The following is a 24095-nucleotide window of genomic DNA, read 5'->3' as shown; positions in this document are numbered from 1 at the left end:
TCGGCTCGCCGGTCAGCCGGACGGGGGGACGATCCAGAGGCTGTCGCCGTTGTCGTCGACGATGCAGAGAGTGCCGGGGGACTTGTCCACGATGAGCTGGGCGCCGTTCACGCCCGCCTTCCAGATGGCGGTGCCCTGGCCGTCGAGCAGTTGCAGATCGCCGTCGGTGGTGAACACGGCGCCCGATCCGGGCTGCGACCAGTAGTCCGTTCCGACCTGATCCCACAACAGCACCTGCTGCTCCTGCATGAGCAGTTGGGAGCCGTCCCGGCCGGTCATGCCGGTGCCGGGGGTGAACCACCAGCCGGGAGGGCAACCGGTGGCGTCATCGCTGCTGGGCGGCGGCTGGCCGACCCGGAAGACGAGGGCACCGGTGGACGTGATCTCCAGGCAGGGCCCGGGCCCCCTGGACAGGGTGAGGGTGTCGCCGGGACTGCCCCCGAAGGCGGCGGAGCTCCACACCAGGTCCACCCCGGTGCTGTCGTAGACCTCGATCGCGCCCGCCTCGGTGAAAGCGGCCGAGTGTCCGGGGGTGTTGCCGTCACTCCCGTCCGTGCCGGTGTTCCAGACCGGCTGACCGGACCGGTCGAGCAGGACCAGGTCGCCGTCGAGCTGCATGACCAGCACCAATCCGTCGGCGGCGATCTGAGCGCCGGCGGCGATCGGGGTGCCGGCCGGACACGGGGCCTGCGTACGGTTCGAGAACCAGAAGGGGAAGCCGTCGTCACCGACGAGCTGGACGCTGGGCGGGGCGTCGACGATTCTGAGGCTCGCCGTGCCAGCGGTCGTCCCGGTTCCCGACGTCCAGAGCGTGTTGCCGGACATGTCGACAACGGTCAGGTCGGCACTCTGGGTCAGCATCGCACCGCCGACACCGTCGAGGGGCACGGACCACACCGGGGTGTCGCCCGCGGTGAGCAGCAGACCGGCCGGCTGCACGGTCAGCCTGGTGTTCAGAGGCGTGCTGACGCTCGAGCCGAGGGGCAGCGCCGTGCCGGCGGGCATGGGGCTGACCAGCTCGACGGGCGGCAGCGGGACGTTCTGCAGCACCTGGTAGCCGGACCACTGGCCGGTACAGCCGGGGAGCGTGGTGCTGTAGCTGCCGGGCTGGTCGGAGGGTTCGTAGAGCCAGAGACTCCGGTCGTCGCCGATCACGAACAGTGCGGGGGCGTCACCCGGCACCTGGTCCGGGGCGAGCTGCACGGGGTCCGTGCCGGATCCGCCGGCGTAGATCTGCGAGGCCGGGCCCATCATCGGCGTCTGGCCGTTGAAGCACGTGCTGATCTGCGGGATGGCGTAGACACTGTCGTCGGAGCCGATCACGTACAGGGTCGTGTTGACGCCGGCCACGGCCTGCCCGGCGACGGCCAGCCGGCACCCCAGATTCGGCACCGGCAGCGCCATCGCCCCGGTGAACCCGGCCGGCCAGACCATCAGGTTCCGCTCGCCGCCCGGCTCGTTGTCCACGTAGACGCAGGCAGGGATGAGCGGCCCGCTCTCGGCGTAGGCCTGGATCACCGCGACGAGCCCGCCCGGGAAGCCGCCGCCGGCCACGCCCGGCCCGCCGCTGAGCCCGGGAGACGCGAGGGTGTGCCACGGCGTCAGGACGTTGCCGTTCCCCGAGCCGGACAGCTGCGTGACGCTGGGGGTGCCACTCCAGTTGAAGAACACGTTGAAGTGCGGGCAGAAGCTCGTCGCGGTCGCCTCGGTCGGCGCCAGCACCATTCCGTTGTACTGGGGCGCGTAGTCAGGACTGCCGAAGGACTGGTACCGGGTCCAGCCGTTGCCGTCGAACGCGGTGACGCCGACGGTGGAGGAGTCCTGTGCGCCGTACAGGAGAGGGCGCGGCGGGTCGTCGCCGCCCGGCGGGGAGTAGGCGACGCTGAGACCGGTGACGATCGGGACCGAGCCCACCGGGCACTGCGGCGAGTCGCTCCAGCCTTGCGGAGTCAGTTCCAGCTGCCCGAGCGTCCCGGCCCCGTCGGTCCAGAACACGTTGACCCCGGCCGGGTCGCCGGAGCACCCGGTCACGGCCACGATCCCGCCGAAGCGCTCCGCCCCGCCGCCGAGCGTGTACGGACCGCCGGGCAGGTCCTCCACGCCCCAGCACACGCCGCCGTTCGAGGTCAGGTACCGCAGCACCCCGGCCCCGTCCACGAACACCGCTTCGATCGCGCCCGACCCCGCGGGCGCGCCGTGGGGCACCGTGAAGGGGTTCCGGAACGCCGCCACCGGCGAGAACCCGCCCCCCTGGGCAGGAGACGCTACAGACACCGGCGAGGCCGCCACCGCACTTTTCACGGGCCTTGTCTGACACACCGTCACGTGGTCGTGCGGGAGCGACGCGCCCGAAGGGGCTCCCTCGGGTGACTGTTCGCCAGTTTTGCCCGATCGGCCTCGCCCGGCCGGAGCAGCGGGACGGGGCGGCCCGTCCCGCCGCGTTCCGGCGCGTCACCCCTTCGGTCCGGCGCACCCGGCGCTGCGACCGAAGGGGCCGACGGGCCGGCCGCGACCTCAGCCCCGGACGACGTCCAGGGACGTGTCACCGACGACCACGACCTCGTACGGCCGGTCCGTGTCCGTCGTGACGCGGAGCGTGCCGCCCTCGCGGACCAGCTCGTACGTCGCGGCCGGGGCGCCCGTGAGGTCGGGGACCGTCACCGTGCGGGTGAAGTCGCCGAGGCCCTCGGGGGCGTACACGCGCAGCTGGAGGTTCTGCGTCCAGTCGGCGTCGGGACGGGACGCGTCCGCGCCGAGCGGCAGGACGGCGCCGGGGCGGACCAGCAGCGGGAGGCTGTCGAACCCGTGGGTGCCGTGGTGCCAGGCGGGTCCCGCGACGGTCTCACCGGTCAGGAAGTGGGTCCAGGTGCCCTCGGGGACGTAGTACTCGACCTGGCCGTCCTCGCTGAAGACCGGCGCCACAAGGAGGTCCGGGCCGAGCAGGTACTGGCGGTCCACCGTGCGGGTAGCCGGGTCGTCGGGGAACTCCAGCAGCATCGGGCGCATGGTGGGGACGCCGGTGTCGCGGGCCTCGACGGCGGCACCGTACAGGTACGGCATGAGGCGGTGCTTCAGTTCGGTGAACTGCTTGGCGACCGCGACCGCCTCGTCACCGAACTCCCACGGCACCCGGTAGGACGAGGAGCCGTGCAGGCGGCTGTGCGAGGAGAGCAGGCCGAAGGCGAGCCAGCGCTTGAAGACCGCCGGGTCGGGCGTGCCCTCGAAGCCGCCGATGTCGTGGCTCCAGAAGCCGAACCCGGACAGCGACAGGGAGAGCCCACCGCGCAGGGACTCGGCCATGGCGCCGAACGAGGACCAGCAGTCGCCGCCCCAGTGGACCGGGAACTGCTGGCCGCCGGCGGTGGCGGAGCGGGCGAAGAGGACGGCCTCGCCCTGGCCCCGCTCCTTCTCCAGGAGTTCGAAGACGGCCTTGTTGTACAGGTGCGTGTAGTAGTTGTGCATCCGCTCCGGGTCGGAGCCGTCGTGCCAGACGACGTCGGTCGGGATGCGCTCGCCGAAGTCCGTCTTGAAGCCGTCGACGCCCTGGTCGAGGAGGGTCTTCAGCTTGGCCTGGAACCAGGCGGTGGCCTCGGGGTTGGTGAAGTCCACCAGCGCCATGCCGGCCTGCCACTTGTCCCACTGCCAGATGTCGCCCTCGGGGGTGAGGACGAAGTAGCCCTTCTCCGCACCCTCCGCGTACAGGGCGCTCTTCTGCGCGATGTACGGGTTGATCCAGACGCAGATCTTCAGGCCCTTGTCCTTGAGCCGGGCGAGCATGCCGACCGGGTCGGGGAAGGTGTCCGGATCCCATTCGAAGTCGCACCACTGGTACTCGCGCATCCAGAAGCAGTCGAAGTGGAAGACGGAGAGCGGGATGCCGCGCTCGGCCATGCCGTCGACGAACGACGTGACGGTGGCCTCGTCGTAGTTCGTGGTGAAGGAGGTGGTGAGCCAGAGCCCGAACGACCAGGCCGGGGGCAGGGCCGGGCGGCCGGTCAGGGCGGTGTAGCGGGTGAGGACGTCCTTGGGCGTGGGGCCGGCGACGACGAAGTACTCCATCGTCTGGTCCTCGACGCTGAACTGCACCTGGCCGACCGCCTCGGAGCCGACCTCGAAGGAGACCTTGCCGGGGTGGTTGACGAAGACGCCGTAGCCGCGTGAGGAGAGGTAGAACGGGACGTTCTTGTAGGCCTGTTCGCTGCTCGTGCCGCCGTCGGCCTGCCACATGTCGACGACCTGGCCGTTCTTGACGTACGGGGTGAACCGCTCGCCGAGGCCGTGGATCGTCTCGCCGACGCCGAGGGCGAGCTGGGCGACCATGTGGTGGGCGCCGTCCTGGACCGTGGCGAAGGCGGTGCCCTTGCGCCCGGCGGCCGTCAGCAGGCGGCCGTCCGCGTCGAGGAACTCCAGGCCGAAGTCGCCCTCGGTGGGGAGACGCAGGGTGAGCGGACCGCTGGTGAGTTCGGCGGTGGGGCCGTCGTCGCGGGTGGTCGCCGTGGTGTCGCCGGTGGCGCCGGGGAGGCCGAAGTCCGGACCGGGGCGGCGCCTGCCGGCGAGGTGGGTGACACGGACGCCGATGACGCCTTCGGCCGCGGCGTACGCCTCCACCGTGATCAGGGGGGCGTTGAGGGTGTCCCCGCGCCGCGTCACGCGCTTGACGGCGGCGTGGGCGGTGAGGCGGTCGGCGTCGAGGCGCAGGTCGCGGATTTCGGTGGCGTACGAGGCGTTCACACCGTCTCGCATCTGCCAGAAGCCGTCGGTGAACTTCATGGGGGGTCTTCCTTGGCCGGTGGTACGGGGTGTTCGGGGTGTTCGGGGTGCGTCGTCAGGGGTGCGTCGTCAGGAGTGCGGGTGCCGCCCGGTCGAGGACCGAGGTCACCCGGTCCCAGGTCGCCGTGTCCCTGGGCACGGCAGGCAGTTCGCGGCCCTCGCCGGCGCCCCACTCCGTCGCCAGGGCCACCGGGTCGCGGCCGGTGGCGGCGCCGGCGGCCAGGGCGGCCGCTCCGAGGGCGACCAGCTCGGCGGAGTCCGGGAGGATCACCGCACGGCCGGACAGCCGGCGCACGGTCTCCACCCACATCGTGCCGCGCGCTCCCCCGCCGATCAGCCGCAGCGGCGCGCCGGGCGCGTCGAGCGGCAGTTCGTCCAGGGCGCGCAGGACGGCGACGACCGCGCCCTCATAGGCGGCGCCGAGGATCTGCTGCCGGGTCGTGTCGTGCCGCAGCCCGTGCAGGAGGCCGGAGGCGGCGGGGAGGTCCGGGGTGCGTTCGCCGTCCAGGAAGGGCAGCAGCACGGTCTCACCGCCGGGGGCGGCGTCCTCACGGTCCAGGCCGAGCAGCTCGGCGACCTTGTCCACGGCGAGGGTGCAGTTCAGGGTGCAGCCCAGCGGGAGGCGGGTGCCGTCGGTGGCGGCGAATCCGGCGAGCAGCGCGGAGTGCGGGCGGTTGCGGGTGGCGGCGAAGACGGTGCCCGAGGTGCCGAGGCTGACCACGGGGTGGTCGAGGAGTCCCTCGGCCCCCAGGCCCAGGCCGACCGCTGCCGCCATGTTGTCCCCGGTGCCGGCGGCGACCGGGATGCCGGCGGGCAGGCCGAGGGCGCGGGCGGCCTCGGCGGTGAGATGTCCGGCGCGGGTGGCTCCGGTGGCGGCGACCGTGGACAGCATGTCCGCACGGAGACCGGTGAGGGCCAGCAGCTCGGGGTCGTAACCCTGGGTGGCGGGGTCGTACCACAAGGTGCCGGACGCGTCGCCCGGGTCGGTGACCGCGGCGCCGCTCAGCCGCTCGGTGAGGAAGTCGTGCGGGAGGCGGACGGAGGCGGTCGCGGCGGCGGTGGCCGGTTCGTTCTCGCGCAGCCACATCCACTTGGCGGCGGTCATCGAGGCGACGGGGACCGATCCGGTGCGCCTCAGCCAGGCCTCCCGGCCGAGGGCGGCGGTGAGGGCGGCGGCCTGCGGGGCGGAGCGGGTGTCGTTCCACAGGAGGGCGGGGCGCAGCGGGTGGCCGTCGGCGTCCAGGGTGACGAGTCCGTGCTGCTGGCCGGCCACGGCGATCCCGGTGACGGCGGACGGGTCCAGGCCCGATTCCGTGAGGGCGTCGGCGACGGCCGCGCACAGGGCCTGCCACCACTGCTCGGGGTCGCTCTCACGGGCACCGCCCTGCCCGGTCACGGTGTGCGGGGCGCGGCCGACGGCGAGGAGCCGGCCGGTGGCGGTGTCGACGACGGCGGCCTTGGTGGACTGGGTGGAGCTGTCCACGCCGATGACGGCCGATACCGGTGCGGTGTCCGGGTTGCTGGCTGGTCGCGACGGCATGTCGTACCTCGTTCCTGTGGGTCCCGATTTTGATCGTACACAAAACAAATAATTCTTCGAAGCGCTTCGATAGCTTCTGGAGCGGCTCACAACCCGCCCCACATGGGCCTCAAGACCGCCGACAGGCAGCCGTGTTGCCCCTATGTGACGGATGTGTCACTGGGATGGTCTAGAAACTAACGCCGAGATGCCGTATTAGTACTGCCAGCAAACAAATCGGTCGGACGGCAGAGCAGCCGCCCGGGCCATGTCGACAAGAGGCAGCAGAATGTCGAACCGCTTCACCCCCACCCCCGCCGACAGGTTCACCTTCGGGCTCTGGACCGTCGGCTGGCGAGGCAACGACCCCTTCGGTGACGCCACCCGCCCCGCCCTGGACCCGGTCGAGTCCGTCGAGCGCCTCGCGGAACTCGGCGCGCACGGTGTGACGTTCCACGACGACGACCTGATCCCGTTCGGCGCCTCCGACAGTGAGCGCGCCGCGATCGTCACGCGTTTCAAGGCCGCCCTGGACCGCACCGGTCTCAAGGTCCCCATGGCCACCACCAACCTCTTCACGCACCCCGTCTTCAAGGACGGCGGCTTCACCGCCAACGACCGCGACGTCCGCCGCTTCGCGCTGCGCAAGGTCGTCCGCAACATCGACCTCGCCGTCGAGCTGGGCGCCGAGACGTACGTCGCCTGGGGCGGCCGCGAGGGCGCCGAGTCCGGCGGGGCCAAGGACGTGCGGGTCGCGCTGGACCGGATGAAGGAAGCGTTCGACCTGCTCGGCGAGTACGTCGTGGACCAGGGCTACGACCTGAAGTTCGCGATCGAGCCCAAGCCGAACGAGCCGCGCGGCGACATCCTGCTCCCCACCGTCGGACACGCACTGGCCTTCATCGAGCGCCTGGAGCGCCCGGAGATGTACGGCGTGAACCCCGAGGTCGGTCACGAGCAGATGGCCGGGCTGAACTTCGCGCACGGCATCGCGCAGGCGCTGTGGGCGGGCAAGCTCTTCCACATCGACCTCAACGGCCAGTCCGGCATCAAGTACGACCAGGACCTCCGCTTCGGCGCCGGCGACCTGCGCCAGGCCTTCTGGCTCGTCGACCTGCTGGAGAGCTCGGACTACGCGGGCCCGCTGCACTTCGACTTCAAGCCGGTGCGCACCGACGGCATCGACGGGGTCTGGGAGTCCGCGAAGAACTGCATGCGCAACTACCTGATCCTCAAGGAGCGCGCGCTGGCGTTCCGCGCCGACCCGGCCGTCCAGGAGGCGCTGACCGCCTCCCGCCTGGACGAGCTGGCGCAGCCCACCGCCGCCGACGGCGTCAAGGCCCTGCTCGCGGACCGCTCCGCGTACGAGGACTTCGACGTGGACGGTGCCGCCGAGCGCTCGATGGCCTTCGAGGCGCTCGACCAGCTCGCCATGGAGCACCTGCTCGGCGTCAGCTGACCCCACCGGGGGTGTCCGGCGCGGACCTTCGCCGTCGGACACCCCTTCTCCCCGCGCGCGGGCCTGCCGGACCCGCGCCCCGGGCGGACGGATCCACCTCGTCGGGACACAGTGGTCCCCCCGGGCCGGCACCCCTCTCACGCAAGGGCACCATCGTGACAGCACCTTCTCCGGACGGCATGCGCCAGCCGCGCCGCCGCCATCACCGGCGGGTCATCGTCCCGCTCACCGTCGTCTCCGCGCTGCTCGGCGGCGTCGTCCTGTCCGGCTGCGGGCAGCAGCGGGACCCGGACGTGTACACCGTCATGAACTCGTCGACCGACGAGTCCTACCACCGCTGGGACGCCCAGACGCTGGCCCGGTGCAGCAAGGCGCTCGGGGTGAAGATCGAGCAGCAGAGCGTCCCCGCAGCGCAGGTGATGACGAAGGCCCTGCGGATGGCGTCCTCGAAGTCGCTGCCCGACGTGCTCCAGCTGGACGCCTCGGAGATGCCGACGTTCGCCGAGGCCGGCGGGCTGATCCCGCTGAAGGACCTCGGCCTGACGACGAAGGACATCCCCGACGGGATCGTCAACTTCGGTTCGTACGACGGGACGTACTACGGGGCGGCGCGCACCGTGAACACCCTGGCGCTGTTCTACAACAAGGACACCCTCGACAAGGCCGGTCTGAAGGTGCCCACCACCTGGGCCGAGATGCAGGACACCGCGAAGAAGCTCACCCGGGGCAAGCGGTACGGCCTCGCGCTCAGCGCGGGCGGTGCGGAGGACGGCGTCTTCCAGTTCACCCCGTTCATGTGGTCCAACGGCGGCGACGAGACGAAGCTCGACAGTCCGCAGGTGGCCGGGGCGCTGGACTACTGGAAGAGCCTCCTGAAGGACGGCTCCCTGTCCAAGTCCACGGTCAACTGGACCCAGGCCGATGTGAACGACCAGTTCATGGCCGGCAACGCCGCCATGATGATCAACGGCCCCTGGCAGGTGGAGACGCTCAACTCCAAGAAGGGGCTGAACTGGGGTATCGCACAGATCCCGGTCCCGAAGGCGGGCGACGACTCCGTGGGCCCGCTGGGCGGCGGGGTGCTGACCGTGCCGAACACCGGGGACAGCGAGCGGGAGAAGATGTCCGCCCGGATCATCGGCTGCATGTCGGGCGAGCAGGAGCAGATCACCTACGCGATCAACAGCTGGATGGTCCCGGCCAACGAGAAGGCCGCCGCCGTGTGGCGTACGAAGGCGCCGGAACTGGCCGCCCTCGCCGACCAGGTCGCCACGGCCCGTTCGCGTACCGCGAAGCTCGGCGCGCAGTGGTCCTCCGTGTCGCTGGCCCTGCAGAGCGCCTTCCAGTCCGCGCTCACCGGTGAGTCCAGCGAGGCCGCTCTCAAGCGTGCCCAGCAGCAGGTCACGAGCGGGAACTGAGGTAACGAACCATGTCATCCACCACAGCCTCGGCCGCCGCGCTGCCGGCCGACCCGAAGGCGCCCGCCGCCGGTGCGGTCAAGAAGCCCGTGAATCCGCGGAGCGCCAAGCGCCGCAGGGCGCTCGCCCAGTGGGGGTTCATCGCCCCCGCCGTCATCTTCATGGCGCTGTTCTTCGGCTACCCGCTCGTCCGCAACATCGTGATGAGCTTCCAGGACTACTCGCCCTCCACCTTCTTCACCGGTGAGGCGCCGTTCAACGGCTTCGACAACTGGAGCAAGGTCTTCGACGACGGGCTGTTCGGCAAGGCCCTGTGGCAGACGATCCTCTTCACCGTCGGATCGCTCCTCGGCCAGTTCTGCATCGGGCTGGCCCTCGCCGTCTTCTTCACCCGCCGCTTCCCGCTGAACGGCATCCTGCGCTCGCTGATCCTGCTGCCGTGGCTGGTCCCGATGGTGGTCTCCGGCATCGTGTGGCGGCGCATCTTCGACCAGGACACCGGTGTCCTCAACTCCTTCCTGGACACCGTCGGCCTCCCCGGTGACACTCCGTGGCTGACGAGCACCAGCATGGCGCTGATCTCGGTGATCCTGGTGAACATCTGGATCGGCATCCCGTTCAACATGGTGATCCTCTACGGCGGCCTCCAGGAAGTCCCGAAGGAGCTGAACGAGGCCGCCTCGCTCGACGGCGCGTCCGCGTGGCGTACGTTCCGTTCGGTCACCCTGCCCATGCTCAAGCCCGTCATCACCGTGGTGCTCGTGCTCGGCTTCATGTCGACGGTGAAGATCCTCGACCTGGTCCTCGCCCTCACCGACGGCGGGCCTGCCGACTCCACCCAGACGCTCGGCACGCTCACGTACCAGAACTCGTTCGTCCAGATGGACTTCGGGGCCGGTGCCGTGGTCGGCAACATCCTGATCCTGATCTCCGCCGTCTTCGCGGTGTTCTACCTGCGCGTCAACCGCAATGAGGGGAAGTGACCGGCATGGCGACCACCACCCAGATCCCCGCCGCCCCGGCTCCCGCCGTCCACCGGCCGAAGCGCCGTTGGGGTGCGACCGTCTTCGGCGTCGTCGTCCTCGCGGTGATGCTGTTCCCGCTGTACTGGATGATCAACACCGCCCTGCAACCGGACGCGAGCCTGGTCGACGTCGGCCCGGTCCCGACCGGCGTGGACTTCTCCGGCTTCACGTCCGCCCTCACGGAGCAGGGCGGCAACCTGCTGACCTCGCTGGCCGTGGCACTCGGCGCCGTGGCCATCTGCCTGGCGATCTCCGCACCGGCGGCGTACGGCCTGGCGCAGTTCAAACTGCGCGGCAGCAGGACGATCGTCTTCGGCACGCTCATCACCCAGATGGTGCCGGGCATCGTCATCGCGAACGCCCTGTACAGCGCGTACGTGGACCTCGGCCTGGTCAACTCCTACTTCGGCCTGATGCTGGCGGACGCCTCACTCGGCATCCCCTTCGCGATCGTGCTGATGCGCTCGTTCATGGTGTCCATCCCGCGCGAGGTCATCGAGGCCGCCGAGGTCGACGGCGCCGGCCGCATCCGTACGTTCGTCCAGGTCGTCCTGCCGATGAGCCGCAACTCCCTGATCACAGCGGGCCTGTTCTCGTTCCTGTACGCGTGGAGCGACTTCATGTTCGCGCTGACCCTGAACACCACGGACGACGTGAAGCCCGTCACACTGGGCATCTACCAGTACATCGGCGCCCACGTCGGTGACTGGGGTTCGGTCATGGCCGCTTCGGTCCTGTCGGCCGTGCCCGCCGCGGTCCTGCTCGTCCTGTCCCAGAAATACATCGCCGCCGGGATCACCGGCGGCTCGGTCAAGTAAGGGTTTCCATGAGTGACTTCCCGGTGTTCCCGCCCGGCTTCGTCTTCGGCGCGGCCACGGCCTCGTACCAGATCGAGGGCGGCGTGGACGAAGACGGCCGCGGCCCGTCCATCTGGGACACCTACAGCCACACGCCGGGGAAGACCGACGGGGGTGACACGGGTGACGTGGCGTGCGACCACTACCACCGCTATCCCGAGGACGTGGCCCTGCTGCGCGGCCTCGGCGTGGACTCGTACCGCTTCTCGATAGCCTGGTCGCGCATCCAGCCCGAGGGCAGCGGGGCGGTGAACCTCAAGGGACTGGACTTCTACTCCCGGCTGGTCGACGAGCTCCTCGAAGCGGGCATCGAGCCGGCCGCCACCCTCTACCACTGGGACCTCCCGCAGGCCCTGGAGGACAAGGGCGGCTGGCGGGTACGCGAGACCGCCGAACGCTTCGGGGAGTACACGGCGATCATGGCCGAGCACCTGGGCGACCGGGTGCCGCGCTGGATCACGCTGAACGAACCGTGGTGCAGCGCGTTCCTCGGCTACTCGGTCGGGCGGCACGCTCCGGGCGCGAAGGAGGGGCGCGGAGCCCTGGCCGCCGCGCACCACCTGCTCGTCGGCCACGGCCTGGCGATGAAGGAACTGCGGGCGGCGGGGGTCCGCGAGGCGGGGATCACGCTCAACCTCGACCGCAACGTCCCGGCCACCGAGTCGGACGCCGACCTCGCCGCGGTGGTCCGCGCGGACACCCAGCACAACCTGGTGTGGACCGAGCCGATCCTGGCGGGCCGTTACCCGGTCACCGAGGAGGAGACCTGGGGCGAGCTCATCACCGCCCAGGACTTCCGGCGCGAGGGCGACCTGGAGCTGATCTCCCAGCCGATGGACTTCCTGGGCATCAACTACTACCGCCCCATCGTGGTCGCCGCGGCCCCGCACCGCGAGGCCGACCCGGCGCTGCGGGTCGCCACCGACAACCGGTACAGCGAGGGCGAGTACCGGGGCGTCCGCAAGACGGCGATGAACTGGCCGGTCGTGCCCGAGTCGTTCACGGACCTGCTGACCGCGCTGAAGCAGACGTACGGCGACGCGCTGCCGCCGGTGCACATCACGGAGAACGGCTCGGCGGAGTTCGACACCGTGGACGCCGACGGATCGGTGCACGACGCCGACAGGGTCGAGTACCTGCAGACGCACCTGACCGCGCTGCGGGCGGCGATGGACGCGGGCGTGGACGTGCGCGGCTACTACGTCTGGTCGCTGCTGGACAACTTCGAGTGGGCGCTGGGTTACGCGAAGCGGTTCGGGATCATCCGGGTCGACTACGACACGCTGGAGCGCACGCCGAAGGACAGCTACCGCTGGTACCAGCAACTGATCGCCGCGCACCGGAAGTAGTCCGGCACGCCCCTCGGCCGCCCCGTTCGCCGCACCCACGGCGGGCGGGGCGATCTGCTGCGCGGGCCCGTCCGCGGCGGGGCGGGGCGGTCTGCTCCCCGGGCCCGTCCGCGGTGCGGGCGGGGCGGTCTGCTGCGCGGGCCCGTCCGCGGTGCGGGCGGGGCGGTCTGCTGCGCGGGCCCCTCCGCGGCGGGGCGGGGCGGCTCCTCGCTCGTTGCCGGCCGCGGGTGGCGGGGGGGGAGGGGGAAGCGGACCCTGACCCGCCGTCAGTGCGCCGCGTACGCCGCGGGGTCCGCCAGGACCCCGCGCACCACCCGCGCCGCCGCGCCCCGTGCCGCGTCGCCGGAGAGCGAGGAGGCCCGCAGCCCGCTGCCGTCGCTCCGCCACCGGCCCGACACCACCCGGTCCCTGAGCTGCGCCTCGGCCGCCCCGGCGAGCCACGGCATCAGGTCGCGGTAGATGCCGCCGAGGACGACGGTCCCCAGATCGAAGAGGTTGACCGCTCCGGCCAGCACCACGCCCATGCGGTCACCGGCCGCCCGCAGCACCTCCAGCGTGTCCGGGTCGCCCTCCCTCGCACGCTTCTCCAGCTCACCGAGTCCGCGCACACCCGCGGCCGGGTCGATGCCCGCGGCCCGCAGCAGGGCCGCCTGTCCAGCGTACTGCTCCAGGCAGCCCCGGGCGCCGCATCCGCACAGCGGCCCCTCCGGGTCGACGACCACGTGCCCGACCTCCCCCGCGAATCCGTGGGCGCCGCGCAGCAGCTCGCCCTGGAGCACCAGTGCACCGCCGACGCCGATCTCGCCGGTGAGGTAGAGGAAGCAGTGGGCGTCGCCGAGGCCGCCGAACCACAGCTCCGCCAGCGCCGCCAGATTGGCCTCGTTGTCGGAGCTGACCGCCAGTGCCCGCCCGGCCGGCCTCAGCGTGCTGAGCGCCTGTCCGAAGATGCCCTCGGCCGCGACGCGGTACCAGTTCAGGTTGGGTGCCTGGCGGACCATGCCGCCGGAGACGAGTCCGGGCAGGGCCAGTTCCACGCCGACGGCCCTCAGCCCCTGCTCGCCGGTCGAGGTGATGACCCGGTTGGTGAGGCGGGCGGCGTGGGCGAGGACCTCGGCCGGCGGGGTGTTCCGGTTGTCGATGTGCTCGGTGACGCGGACCCGGTCGGTGCCGGTGAGCCCGACCGCGCACACCGAGACGTAGTCGATGTTGATCTCGACCCCGAGTCCCGCCGGGCCGGTCTCCGACACCTTCAGCACGGTGCCGGGGCGTCCCGCGCTTCCGCTGAACGTCTTGCCCGACTCGGTCAGGTGGTCGAGCGCCAGCAGCTCCTCGACGAGCGAGGAGACCGCTGCCCTGGTCAGCCCGACGCGGGCCGCCACCCGGGCGCGGGTCACCTCGCCCTCCTCCAGGACGGCACGCAGGACGAGGCCGAGGTTGTTGCGTCGCACGGACTCGGCTCCGGCCTTGGCGGCGGGCGAGGTGGGTCGGATCGTCGTCATCAGACCTTCGAGCGTAGGGCCTCGTCCGCCGATGTCGCGCCTCCGCCCGCGCACGACCTGCGGTTTCGCGGTGGCCGGGGCCCCGGCCCGCTCTTGCGGTACGGCCTGCGGTCAGCGCCGGGGGCCCGCCGCCCGGTCGAGCACCATCTCGGCCATGCCCCGGGCGGCGAGTGCCGGATGCGCGTCGGGGCGGGTGACCGCGTGGGCCAGCGTGCCGTCGATGAGCACCAGGAGCTGGTCGGCGCCGGACTCCGGATCAGGGTGTCCATGACGGGTCAGCTCCGCCGCGAACAGCTCGTGCAGACCGTCCTTGAAGGCGCGGACCTCCGCGTGGGCGGGGTGCGCCGGATCCGTGAGGGCCACGTCGGCTGACGTGTACCGGCAGCCGTGGAAGCCCGGACGCCGGGTGATCACCTCCAGCTCGTCGAAGACCGCGAGAACGCGCGCCCGCGGGTCGTCACCGGTGCCGTCCATCACCTCGACGTAGCGGGCGTGGGCCGGGTGGCTGCGCAGCACCTCGGCGATCAGCCCGTCCTTGCCGCCGAAGTGCTGGTAGAGGGAGCGTCGCGCGACATCGGCCTGTCTGAGGATCGCGTCCACGCCGACGTGCACGCCATGGGTGTAGGTGAGGTCGCGCGCGGCCTCGACCAGCCGTTCACGGGGACCCGGTCTCGTCTTCGTCACGTCACCGATTCTGACACGGACTTGACGGTAGAACAACCAGTCTATCTACTGGATCCAGCGATGTAGACCGACTGTTCTATTCACCGCTCGGTTCGCCACGAGCCCCCTCTGCTTCCAAGGAGCAGCCATGCCCCGTTCCGGAACTCTGCCGACCGTGCTGGCCGGCGTGTTCATCACGGTTCTCGACTTCTTCATCGTCAATGTGGCCGTCCCGTCCACCCAGCGCGATCTGCACGCCGGCCCGACCGCCATCGAGTGGGTCGTCGCCGGCTACGCCCTGGCCTACGGATCGGGGCTGATCCTCGGCGGGCGGCTCGGGGACGTCCATGGGCGCCGCCGGATGTTCTCGCTCGGGACTGCCCTGTTCACGCTCGCCTCGGTCGCGTGCGGTGTGGCGCCGTCCGCCACCGCACTGGTCGTGGCGCGGGTGGCCCAGGGCGCCGCGGCCGCGCTGCTCTCGCCACAGGTACTCGCCATCATCCGCACGGCGTACTCGGGTGCCGCGCGGGTCAGGGCCATCAACGCCTACGCCCTGACGATGGGGCTCGCGGCGGTGTTCGGGCAGCTGATCGGCGGGGTCCTCATCCATGCCGACCTGTTCGGGCTCGGCTGGCGGGCCTGCTTCCTGCTCAATGTGCCGATCGGCATCACCGTACTGGCGGTCGCCCGGCGGGTGATCCCGGAGAGCCGGGCCGCCGACGCCGCGCGCCTCGACCTGGCCGGCGCCGCTCTGGTCACCGCGGCCCTCGCCGCCACCCTGCTGCCGCTCATCGAGGGCCGTGAACAGGGCTGGCCCGCGTGGACCTGGATGTCGTTCACCGCCTCCGCGGCGCTCTTCACCGCCTTCGGCCGGCGGCGGCTCCCGCGGTCGCCCCTGATCGACCCGGCCCTCTTCCGCCAACGCGGTTTCGTCGCCGGCCTGTTCACCTACCTCGCGTTCACCATGGGCATGGCGGCCTACTTCCTGATCTTCGCGCTGTACGTCCAGCAGGGCCGCGGCCTCGACGCCTTGCAGGCCGGGCTCGCCTTCGTGCCGATCGGTGCCGGATATCTGGCCGCCTCGCTCCTCGCCCCCCGGCTGACGGCCCGTCTCGGCCGGCAGGTGATCGCGATCGGCGGGCTCACGAGGGTCGTCGGCCTCGCCCTGCTGCTGGTCATGGTGGGGCAGGAGGCCCCCGTCGCCTGGCTCGTACCGGCTCTCCTCGTCGACGGGATCGGCATGGGGCTGGCGCTGGGACCGATCATGACCACCGTGCTGGCCGGGGTCGCCCAGGAGCACGCCGGCGCAGCAGCCGGCGCACTCACCACTGCTCAGCAGGTGGGCGGCGCGCTGGGGGTGGGCGCGGTCGGCATCGTCTACTACGGCAGCGTCGGCGACGGGGTCCCCACCGCCTTCCGGCACGGGCTGATCCATCTGATCGTCGTCGCCCTCGTCCTCACCGCCCTCGTCCAACTGCTTCCCCGCAAGGCCGGTAAACCCGGCGCCCCCACCCCGTCCGCCCGAGAAGGAGCCACCGCATGAGCACCGCCGACACCGAAGCCCTGAACGCCCTCGCCCACCGGTACATCGCGATGTGGAACGAGCCCGACCCGGACCTGCGCCGTGCCCTCGTCGACGCGTTGTTCGCCCCCGCGTGCGTGCACTTCACTCCGTCGCGCGAAGTCCGTGGCCGCGCGGGCATGGTGACGCGGGTGACCGACGCCCATGCCCAGTGGGTCGCTCCCGGCAGGCATCGTTTCCGCGCGGTGCCCGACGCCGACGGGCACCACGGAGCCGTCCGCTTCAACTGGGAGATGGCGGAGACCGCGACAGGCGCGGCCGTCTCCGTGGGCTTCGACTTTCTCGTCCTCGACTCGGCGGGCCTCATCATCAGCGACCACCAGTTCATCGACCGGTGAGACCCCGCCACCGGCCGCCCGGCCGCTGTCCCCCGTCCCCTGTCTCCTGTCCCCCGTCCCCTGTCCCCTGTCCCCCGAGTGATCACACACCTGAAACACCGTCGCAGCCGCCCCGCCACATCGCCCGGCTACGTTGGCCGTAGGCGGCCGCCGTTGCCCGCTCCATCCCCCCGGACCCGTGGTCCGGCCGGTGAAAGAGGAGGTCCGCGGTGTACGACAGCACGAGGACGCGGCGACGTGCGCCCGTCTGGCTCACCCACGTACTGCGGCTGCGCCGGGCACCCGTGCCCCGTACGGCGATGGTGCGCGGGGCGTTCGGCGCGGGCCCCCTGCTCATGGCCGGCATCGTCCTCGGGCAGCCGGGGCCCGGTGTCCTCGCCGCGCTCGGAGCCATGCTCGCCGGGGTCAACGACCGCCCGGGGACGCGTCGCAAGGGGCTCGTCCACATAGGGCTGCCGGCCTCGGCAGGATCGCTGGGGCTGTTCGCCGGCGCGCTGGTCGTGGACGCGGCGGGGCGGTGGGCGGCGGTCCCCGTGCTGTTCCTGGTGGGCTGGGTCTCCGGGGCGCTGAGCGCCAGGGGCGCCGTGTGGTCGGCCGCCGCCCTCCAGATGCTGGTCACCACGACGATCGGCATGGGGATGCCCCTGGCCGGCCCGGCGTGGCTGAAGGCGTTGTGGTTCCTGTCCGGGGCGGGCTGGCTGGTCGTTCTGCGACTGCTGCTGCGCGCCCCGCGATCGCCGGGCACACCCCGGTGGAGCGGTGAACGCGAGGCCGTCGCCGCCATGTTCGACGCGCTCGCGGACGCGCTGGGCGCGCTCGGCGGCCCGGGGGCACCGTCCGCCCGGCGCGCCCTGGTCGCCGCGCAGCAGCAGGCCGACGAGGCGCTGCGGCTGATGCGGCTGATGCCGTGGCCCCGCCCGTCCGGCGGGGCCACGCACGCCCTCGCCGAACGCTTCGGCTCGGGGGTCGCACTCTGCGAGGCGAGCATCGCGTTGCTGTGGGAGGGCCGTCCGGTCCCGGACGCCGTGGCCGAGGGCCCCCGGCGGCTGGCCGCGGCAGTCCGTTCCGGCGGACCCGCGGGTACGTTGCCGAGCCCGCGGCCGGACACCGTCGAGCGGCTCGCCTTCGACCGGGCGGTGCTGGAGGCGGCGGTGGTCTTCGACCGGACGACGGCCGGCGCGGGCGCCCCGCAGGACCCCGGGCCCTCCCGTGCGCCAGGCCCGCGCTCCGGTTTCCGCCCGGCTCTGTTCACCTCCGCCGGGCGGGAGTACGGGCTGCGGGTGGCGCTCTGCGTCTCGGCCACTGCGGCTGTCGCGCTGCTGCTGCACGAGGACCACTGGTACTGGCTGCCCGCCACCGCGGCCTTCCTCGTGAAGCCCGACATGGGCCCGCTGTTCTCGCGGGTGGTGAACCGGTTCGCCGGGACCGTGGCCGGAGTTCTGGCCTTCGTCGCGCTCATGGCCGCGCTCGGCGGCCTCGGTTCGGCGGTGGTCGTGGCGGTGGTCGTGGTGGCCGGGGCCCTGGTGCCCCTGTCCACCCGCCACTTCGCGTTCCAGACCGCGGTGATCACCGTGCTGGTGCTGTCGTTCGTGCACACCGCGGGTGACACCGAGGCGGCCGCGTCCCGGCTGCTGGAGACGTTCCTGGCCTGCGTCATCGTGCTGCTCGTCGGCCATCTGCCGCTGGTGGCCGACCCCCGGGTGCGCGTCGGCCACCGGTTCGCCGTCACGCTGCGCTGCACGGAGCGGTATCTGCGCCATGTGCTGGACGCGCCGGACCCGGCCGGGGACCGGCAACGGGGTGACGAGCGGGGCCTGGCGCTGCGCGGCGCCGCCTATCGGGCGCTGGCCGAGGCACGGGCCGCGGCGGAGACCGTCGCGGCGGAGCTGCCGGGCCCCTTCGGCGGGCGGCGCCACGACTGGTCGGCGGTGACGGTGGCCGCCGAACTGGTCGTCGACGCGGCGACCGCGTGCGCGCTGCGGGTCGGGAACGGGGTGCCGCGCCCCTCGTCGGGCGAGGCGGAGCGCGTGACGACGGCGCTCTCCGTGCTGGCGGATGCCCTGGAGGACGGCCACCGCACCGCCCGGCCGGCACCTGGCCCGGGTCCGCGGGACTGCCGGTCGCTGCGGGATGTGATGACGCAGCTGCACGGTATTCACCGGCTGACCACAGCGGGCCACGCCGACGCTGCACCGGCCGGATCTGCCGCTCGGGTCTGACCTGCGCCCATGCCCGCAACGCCGGGACTTCGGGGCGGAGATGTCGCTTTGACGCCTTTGCGTCAAACCCTTGGAGCCGTGAGGGACTCGTGAAAGGATCACCCTCAATTCCGTGGCGTGTCCCCGTATCCCGCGGCGCGTCACGCCTCGACCCACCACCATGGAGAACACACGTGGCCAAGATCTCCGGCCGTGCAACCACCCGCCTCGCCGCAGCCGCGATAACCGCGGCCCTCGTCGGCACCGGCGCCTCCGCCTTCGCCGCGGAGGTGGGCGACGCGCCCATGTACGGCATCGCCGGCGTGGACAGCACGGGCGCCTCGTACTACTACGCCCCGAACGGTGAGGGCGGCCTCGAGACCCGCGTCCCGCTCGACACCGGCTGGAAGGACGTCAAGTTCCTCGGCCGCGTGGACAACAACGCGGACAGCCTCGCCGACGGCCGCTGGCAGACCAACGTGGCAGGGGACCTCCACTACGGCGCCAACGACAACTCCGCCCTCAAGAACGTCGGCCACGGCTGGAACATCTACAACAGCCTCGTGTCCGCGGGCGACCTCGGCGGCGCCGAGGCCGGTGACCTCCTGGGCCGCGACGCCGCCGGATACCTCTACCTGTACCTGGGCTACGGCGACGGCACCGTCACCAAGCGGTACACGGTCGGCGGCGGCTGGAACGCGTACACCCAGATCGCGGGCAACGGCGACCTGACCGGTGACGGCAGGAACGACATCGTCGCCCGTGACAAGTCCGGCGTCCTGTGGCTCTACAAGGGCACCGGCGACTACAAGGCCCCCTTCGCCGCCCGGACCAAGGTCGGTGGCGGCTGGAACACGTACAACACCGTCTTCGCCCCCGGTGACATCGACCTGGACGGCACCACCGACCTCGTCGGCCGGGACGCCAAGGGCGCGCTGTACCTCTACGAGGGCACGGGCAACGCAGCCGCCCCCTTCGGGAGCCGCGTGCAGATCGGAACGGGTGGCTGGAACACCTATCGTCTTATCTTCTGACCAAAATTGAAGGTTTCCCACTCGAAGTCATGACACGATTCGGATGAAACCCGTGGCCTGCCCTCCCTCCGGGGACGGGCGGGCCACCATTCATCTAGATCCATGGAGTACTTCGTGGCCAAAACCACTGGCCGTAAGCACAGACGTATAGCCGCCCGCGTGGCAGCTGCGGCAGTCACCGCCGCCCTCGTCGGCACCGGCACCTCCGCCGTCGCCGCCGACTCCCCGAGCCCGGTGGCTCCGAGCGCGGTCAACTCCGCGCAGCAGCCCGCCGCGGCAGCGGCGGCTGCCACCGTGTCGTCCGCCCTGTACGGAATCGACAAGGCCGGCAACTCGTACGGTTACACGCAGAACCAGGAGGGCGGCTTCCTCGCCCGCAAGTCGAACAGCGATGACAACTGGTCCGACATCAAGGACCTGGGTCAGGTCAACAACGCCGCTGACACCAAGACCGACGGCCTGTGGGCGCGGGACTACTCCGGTTCGCTGTACTACATGCCGTGGGAGCTCTCGGGTTTCCGGGTCGGTGGCGGCTGGAACATCTACAACAAGATGGTCTCCGCGGGCAACTTCGGCGGCGCCGGCGCCGGCGACCTGCTGGCCCGCGACAGCTCCGGTGTGCTCTACATCTACCTGGGCTACGGCAACGGCAAGCTGACGGGCCGGTACAAGGTCGGCAGCGGCTGGAACACGTACAACCAGATCGCGGGCAACGGCGACCTGAGCGGCGACGGCAAGAGCGACCTCGTCGCCCAGGACAAGTCCGGCGTCCTGTGGCTCTACAAGGGCACTGGCAACTACAAGGCCCCGTTCGCCACCCGCACCAAGATCGGCGCGGGATGGAACGCGTACAACGTGCTCATCTCGACGGGTGACCTCGACTACGACGGCAAGGCCGACCTGCTTGCCCGTGACAAGGACGGCATCCTCTGGCGCTACTCCGGCACCGGCAGCGCCGCCTCGCCGTACAAGGCGCGCGTGAAGATCGGTGGCGGCTGGAACACCTACCGGCTGCTCTACTGAGCCTGGTAGTCACCCCCGCTTCATGAGGGAGGGCCGCACCCCCGTCGCCGGGGATGCGGCCCTCTCGCCGTACTGCCGCTGATGCCTAGTTGCGGATCAGGCTGCGGAGCACGTACTGCAGGATGCCGCCGTTGCGGTAGTAGTCCGCCTCACCGGGGGTGTCGATGCGGACGACGCCGTCGAACTCCACACCGGTGTCGGTGGTGACCTTGACGGTGCGCGGGGTGGTGCCGTCGTTCAGCTCGGTCACGCCGGTGAAGGAGAAGGTCTCCTCGCCGGTGAGTCCGAGGGTCTCGGCGGTGTGGCCCTCCGGGAACTGCAGCGGGAGGACGCCCATGCCGATGAGGTTCGAGCGGTGGATGCGCTCGTAGGACTCGGCGATGACGGCCTTGACGCCCAGGAGCGCGGTGCCCTTGGCCGCCCAGTCGCGGGACGAGCCGGAGCCGTACTCCTTGCCCGCGAGGATGACGAGCGGAGTGCCGGCCGCCTGGTAGTTCTGCGAGGCGTCGTAGATGAAGGAGACCGGGCCGTCGGCCTGGGTGAAGTCGCGGGTGAAGCCGCCCTCGGTGCCCGGCGCGATCTGGTTGCGCAGGCGGATGTTGGCGAACGTGCCGCGGATCATGACCTCGTGGTTACCACGGCGCGAGCCGTAGGAGTTGAAGTCACGACGCTCGATGCCGTGCTCCGTGAGGTACTTGCCGGCCGGGGTGTCGGCCTTGATCGCACCGGCCGGGGAGATGTGGTCGGTGGTGACCGAGTCGCCGAGCTTGGCCAGGACACGGGCGCCGGTGATGTCCTCGACCGGAGTCGTCTCCATCGTCATGCCCTCGAAGTACGGGGGCTTGCGCACGTAGGTGGACTCGGAGTCCCACTCGAAGGTGTTGCCGGTGGGGATCGAGAGCGCCTGCCACTGGGCGTCGCCCGCGAAGACGTCCTGGTAGGACTTGTTGAACATGTCCTCGCCGATGGAGTTGGCGACGACGTCGTTCACCTCGGCCTCGGTGGGCCAGATGTCGGCGAGGAAGACGGGCTTGCCGTCCTGGTCGACGCCGAGGGCGTCCTTGGTGATGTCGACCTTCATCGAGCCGGCGATGGCGTACGCGACGACCAGCGGCGGGGACGCCAGGTAGTTCATCTTGACGTCGGGGTTGATCCGGCCCTCGAAGTTACGGTTGCCGGAGAGCACCGAGGTCACGGCCAGGTCGTGCTCGTTGACCGCCTTGGAGACCTCTTCCGGCAACGGGCCGGAGTTGCCGATGCAGGTGGTGCAGCCGTAGCCGACGAGGTTGAAGCCGACCTTGTCGAGGTAGGGGGTCAGACCCGCCTTGTCGAAGTAGTCGGTGACGACCTTCGAGCCCGGCGCGAGGGTGGTCTTGACCCACGGCTTGCGGGTCAGGCCCTTCTCGACGGCCTTCTTCGCCACGAGCGCCGCGGCGACCATGACGTAGGGGTTCGAGGTGTTGGTGCAGGAGGTGATCGCGGCGACGGTGACGGCGCCGTGGTCCAGCTCGTACGTCGTGCCGTCGGGGGCGGTCACGGTGACCGGGTTCGACGGGACGCCGTTGTGGGTGGCCGGGGCGTCGGAGGCCGGGAAGGACTCCTTGCCCGCCTCCTCGTCGTCCGAGACGTAGTTGCGCACGTCCTGGGCGAACTGTGCCTTGGCGTTCGCGAGGACGATGCGGTCCTGCGGGCGCTTCGGTCCGGCGATGGAGGGGACGACCGTGGAGAGGTCGAGCTCCAGCTTCTCGGAGAAGTCCGGCTCGGCGGCCGGGTCGAGCCAGAGGCCCTGCTCCTTGGCGTACGCCTCGACGAGCGCGACCTGCTGGGCGTCGCGGCCGGTCAGGCGGAGGTACTTCAGCGTCTCGTCGTCGATCGGGAAGATCGCGGCGGTGGAGCCGAACTCCGGCGACATGTTGCCGATGGTGGCGCGGTTCGCGAGGGAGGTGGCGGCGACGCCCTCACCGTAGAACTCGACGAACTTGCCGACGACGCCGTGCTTGCGGAGCATCTCGGTGATGGTCAGCACGAGGTCCGTGGCGGTGGTGCCGGCCGGGAGCTCGCCGGTCAGCTTGAAGCCGACGACGCGCGGGATGAGCATGGAGACCGGCTGGCCGAGCATCGCGGCCTCGGCCTCGATGCCGCCGACGCCCCAGCCCAGCACACCGAGGCCGTTGACCATGGTGGTGTGGGAGTCGGTGCCGACGAGGGTGTCGGGGTACGCCTGGCCGCCCCGGACCATGACCGTGCGCGCCAGGTGCTCGATGTTGACCTGGTGGACGATGCCGGTGCCCGGGGGGACGACCTTGAACTCGTCGAAGGCGGTCTGGCCCCAGCGCAGGAACTGGTAGCGCTCCTTGTTGCGGCCGTACTCCAGCTCGACGTTCTGGCCGAAGGCGTCCTTCGTACCGAACTTGTCGGCGATGACGGAGTGGTCGATGACCAGCTCGGCCGGGGCCAGCGGGTTGATCTTCGCCGGGTCGCCGCCGAGCTCCTTGACGGCCTCACGCATGGTGGCGAGGTCCACGACACAGGGCACACCGGTGAAGTCCTGCATGATCACGCGAGCCGGCGTGAACTGGATCTCCTGGCTGGGCTGGGCCTGGGAGTCCCAGCCGCCGAGCGCCCGGATGTGGTCGGCGGTGATGTTCGCGCCGTCCTCCGTGCGGAGCAGGTTCTCCAGCAGCACCTTCAGGCTGTAAGGGAGGCGCGCGGAGCCCTCGACCTTGTCCAGCTTGAAGATCTCGTACGACTCGTCGCCCACGCGCAGCGTGCTGCGGGCGTCGAAGCTGTTCGCCGACACGACAGTCTCCTTCATCAATGTGCGCGTAACTCCGCGCCGCGCCTCACTTCGGCGGGCGCCGCGTGGTGCCGCCTTCGGCGAGCCGGACATCCGCTAAGGTAAGGCTTAGTTAGGTAACCCTTACCGAACGGTGGCCCGCTGTGCGCCTTCGGCATATATCTCGATGTCGAGATAACTCTAGTACATCACCGTGGACGGGTCATGTCAGGGCTTGCCGACAGTGGCCGGCCCCTCGGCTCCAGGGCCCCAGGACGTCACTCTCCGCCGCCCGGTTCCGGGGCACTGAAACCGTCGTGAAACCCGGCTGAATGCGCCCTGCCGCAATCTCCTCGGCATGACGACAACGACTTCGCACTCCCTCGCCATCTCGGCCAGGGGACTTCGTAAGGCCTACGGGGACAAGACGGTCCTCGACGGCATCGACCTCGCCGTGCCGACCGGGACCGTGTTCGCGCTGCTCGGTCCCAACGGTGCCGGCAAGACCACCGCCGTGAAGATCCTCTCCACCCTCGTCACCGCCGACGCCGGCGAGCTGCACGTCGACGGCCACGACCTCGCCAC

General features: G+C 71.0%; 17 protein-coding genes. 11 read left to right on the top strand and 6 right to left on the bottom strand.

Annotated features, from left to right (window positions below; all coding sequences use genetic code 11):
- Positions 1-12: 12 nt before the first annotated feature.
- From ABZ434_RS18420 to xylB, 3 genes are all read right to left on the bottom strand, one after another.
- On the bottom strand, positions 13-2232 hold the full coding sequence (locus ABZ434_RS18420; RefSeq protein WP_359137391.1) for a hypothetical protein: 2220 nt from the start codon (positions 2230-2232) through the stop codon (positions 13-15).
- Between the two features lie 282 nt (positions 2233-2514).
- Complete coding sequence (gene yicI / locus ABZ434_RS18415) at positions 2515-4770, bottom strand: alpha-xylosidase (protein WP_359137388.1); 2256 nt, start codon at positions 4768-4770, stop codon at positions 2515-2517.
- A gap of 55 nt (positions 4771-4825) precedes the next feature.
- Positions 4826-6310, bottom strand: a complete 1485-nt coding sequence (xylB, locus tag ABZ434_RS18410) for a xylulokinase (protein WP_359137385.1) — start codon at positions 6308-6310, stop codon at positions 4826-4828.
- Positions 6311-6578: 268 nt separating this feature from the next.
- On the opposite strand from xylB, the gene xylA reads away from it, so the two are divergent.
- The 5 genes from xylA to ABZ434_RS18385 all read left to right on the top strand — a co-directional run bounded on the left by xylA (position 6579) and on the right by ABZ434_RS18385 (position 12397).
- Positions 6579-7748 (top strand): xylose isomerase, encoded by a 1170-nt coding sequence (xylA, locus tag ABZ434_RS18405; RefSeq protein WP_359137382.1) that lies wholly within the window; start codon positions 6579-6581, stop codon positions 7746-7748.
- Positions 7749-7927: 179 nt separating this feature from the next.
- Positions 7928-9166 (top strand): sugar ABC transporter substrate-binding protein, encoded by a 1239-nt coding sequence (locus tag ABZ434_RS18400; protein ID WP_359137664.1) that lies wholly within the window; start codon positions 7928-7930, stop codon positions 9164-9166.
- 11 nt (positions 9167-9177) lie between these two features.
- Positions 9178-10149 (top strand): sugar ABC transporter permease, encoded by a 972-nt coding sequence (locus ABZ434_RS18395; RefSeq protein ID WP_359137378.1) that lies wholly within the window; start codon positions 9178-9180, stop codon positions 10147-10149.
- Between the two features lie 5 nt (positions 10150-10154).
- On the top strand, positions 10155-11009 hold the full coding sequence (locus tag ABZ434_RS18390; RefSeq protein WP_359137375.1) for a carbohydrate ABC transporter permease: 855 nt from the start codon (positions 10155-10157) through the stop codon (positions 11007-11009).
- Positions 11010-11017: 8 nt separating this feature from the next.
- A complete protein-coding gene (locus tag ABZ434_RS18385) occupies positions 11018-12397 on the top strand; it encodes a GH1 family beta-glucosidase (protein ID WP_359137372.1) in 1380 nt (459 codons plus the stop codon).
- A 266-nt stretch (positions 12398-12663) separates the two neighbouring features.
- Here ABZ434_RS18385 and ABZ434_RS18380 read toward each other — a convergent pair whose 3' ends face one another.
- Positions 12664-13896, bottom strand: coding sequence for an ROK family transcriptional regulator (locus ABZ434_RS18380; RefSeq protein WP_359137369.1), 1233 nt, complete (start codon positions 13894-13896; stop codon positions 12664-12666).
- 111 nt (positions 13897-14007) lie between these two features.
- A complete protein-coding gene (locus tag ABZ434_RS18375) occupies positions 14008-14580 on the bottom strand; it encodes a TetR/AcrR family transcriptional regulator (RefSeq protein WP_359137366.1) in 573 nt (190 codons plus the stop codon).
- 127 nt (positions 14581-14707) lie between these two features.
- On the opposite strand from ABZ434_RS18375, the gene ABZ434_RS18370 reads away from it, so the two are divergent.
- The 5 genes from ABZ434_RS18370 (at position 14708) to ABZ434_RS18350 (ending at position 20734) form a co-directional block, all read left to right on the top strand.
- Positions 14708-16102 carry an MFS transporter gene (locus tag ABZ434_RS18370; RefSeq protein WP_359137363.1) on the top strand — a complete coding sequence of 465 codons (1395 nt, stop codon included), beginning with the start codon at positions 14708-14710 and terminating at the stop codon, positions 16100-16102.
- A complete protein-coding gene (locus ABZ434_RS18365; protein ID WP_359137360.1) occupies positions 16099-16479 on the top strand; it encodes a nuclear transport factor 2 family protein in 381 nt (126 codons plus the stop codon). The genes ABZ434_RS18370 and ABZ434_RS18365 overlap by 4 nt, the downstream gene beginning before the upstream one ends.
- A gap of 209 nt (positions 16480-16688) precedes the next feature.
- Positions 16689-18698 (top strand): FUSC family protein, encoded by a 2010-nt coding sequence (locus tag ABZ434_RS18360; RefSeq protein ID WP_359137357.1) that lies wholly within the window; start codon positions 16689-16691, stop codon positions 18696-18698.
- Positions 18699-18871: 173 nt separating this feature from the next.
- The gene (locus ABZ434_RS18355) at positions 18872-19711 is read left to right on the top strand and encodes a VCBS repeat-containing protein (RefSeq protein ID WP_359137354.1); all 840 of its coding nucleotides are present in this window, start codon (positions 18872-18874) and stop codon (positions 19709-19711) included.
- A gap of 159 nt (positions 19712-19870) precedes the next feature.
- Entirely contained in the window at positions 19871-20734 is an 864-nt protein-coding gene (locus ABZ434_RS18350) for a VCBS repeat-containing protein (RefSeq protein ID WP_359137351.1), read from the top strand.
- 85 nt (positions 20735-20819) lie between these two features.
- Here the strand turns inward: ABZ434_RS18350 and acnA are convergent, their stop codons facing one another.
- A complete protein-coding gene (gene acnA / locus ABZ434_RS18345; protein ID WP_359137348.1) occupies positions 20820-23534 on the bottom strand; it encodes an aconitate hydratase AcnA in 2715 nt (904 codons plus the stop codon).
- 334 nt (positions 23535-23868) lie between these two features.
- Here acnA and ABZ434_RS18340 point away from each other — a divergent pair.
- On the top strand, positions 23869-24095 hold a 227-nt coding region (locus ABZ434_RS18340; protein ID WP_359137345.1), incomplete at its 3' end, for an ATP-binding cassette domain-containing protein.

The organism is Streptomyces sp. NPDC005761 (assembly GCF_040630635.1).
In the GTDB taxonomy this organism is placed as follows: Bacteria; Actinomycetota; Actinomycetes; order Streptomycetales; family Streptomycetaceae; genus Streptomyces.
Note: the sequence above shows the minus strand (reverse complement) of the source record. Positions and strands in the feature narration are given on the sequence as shown.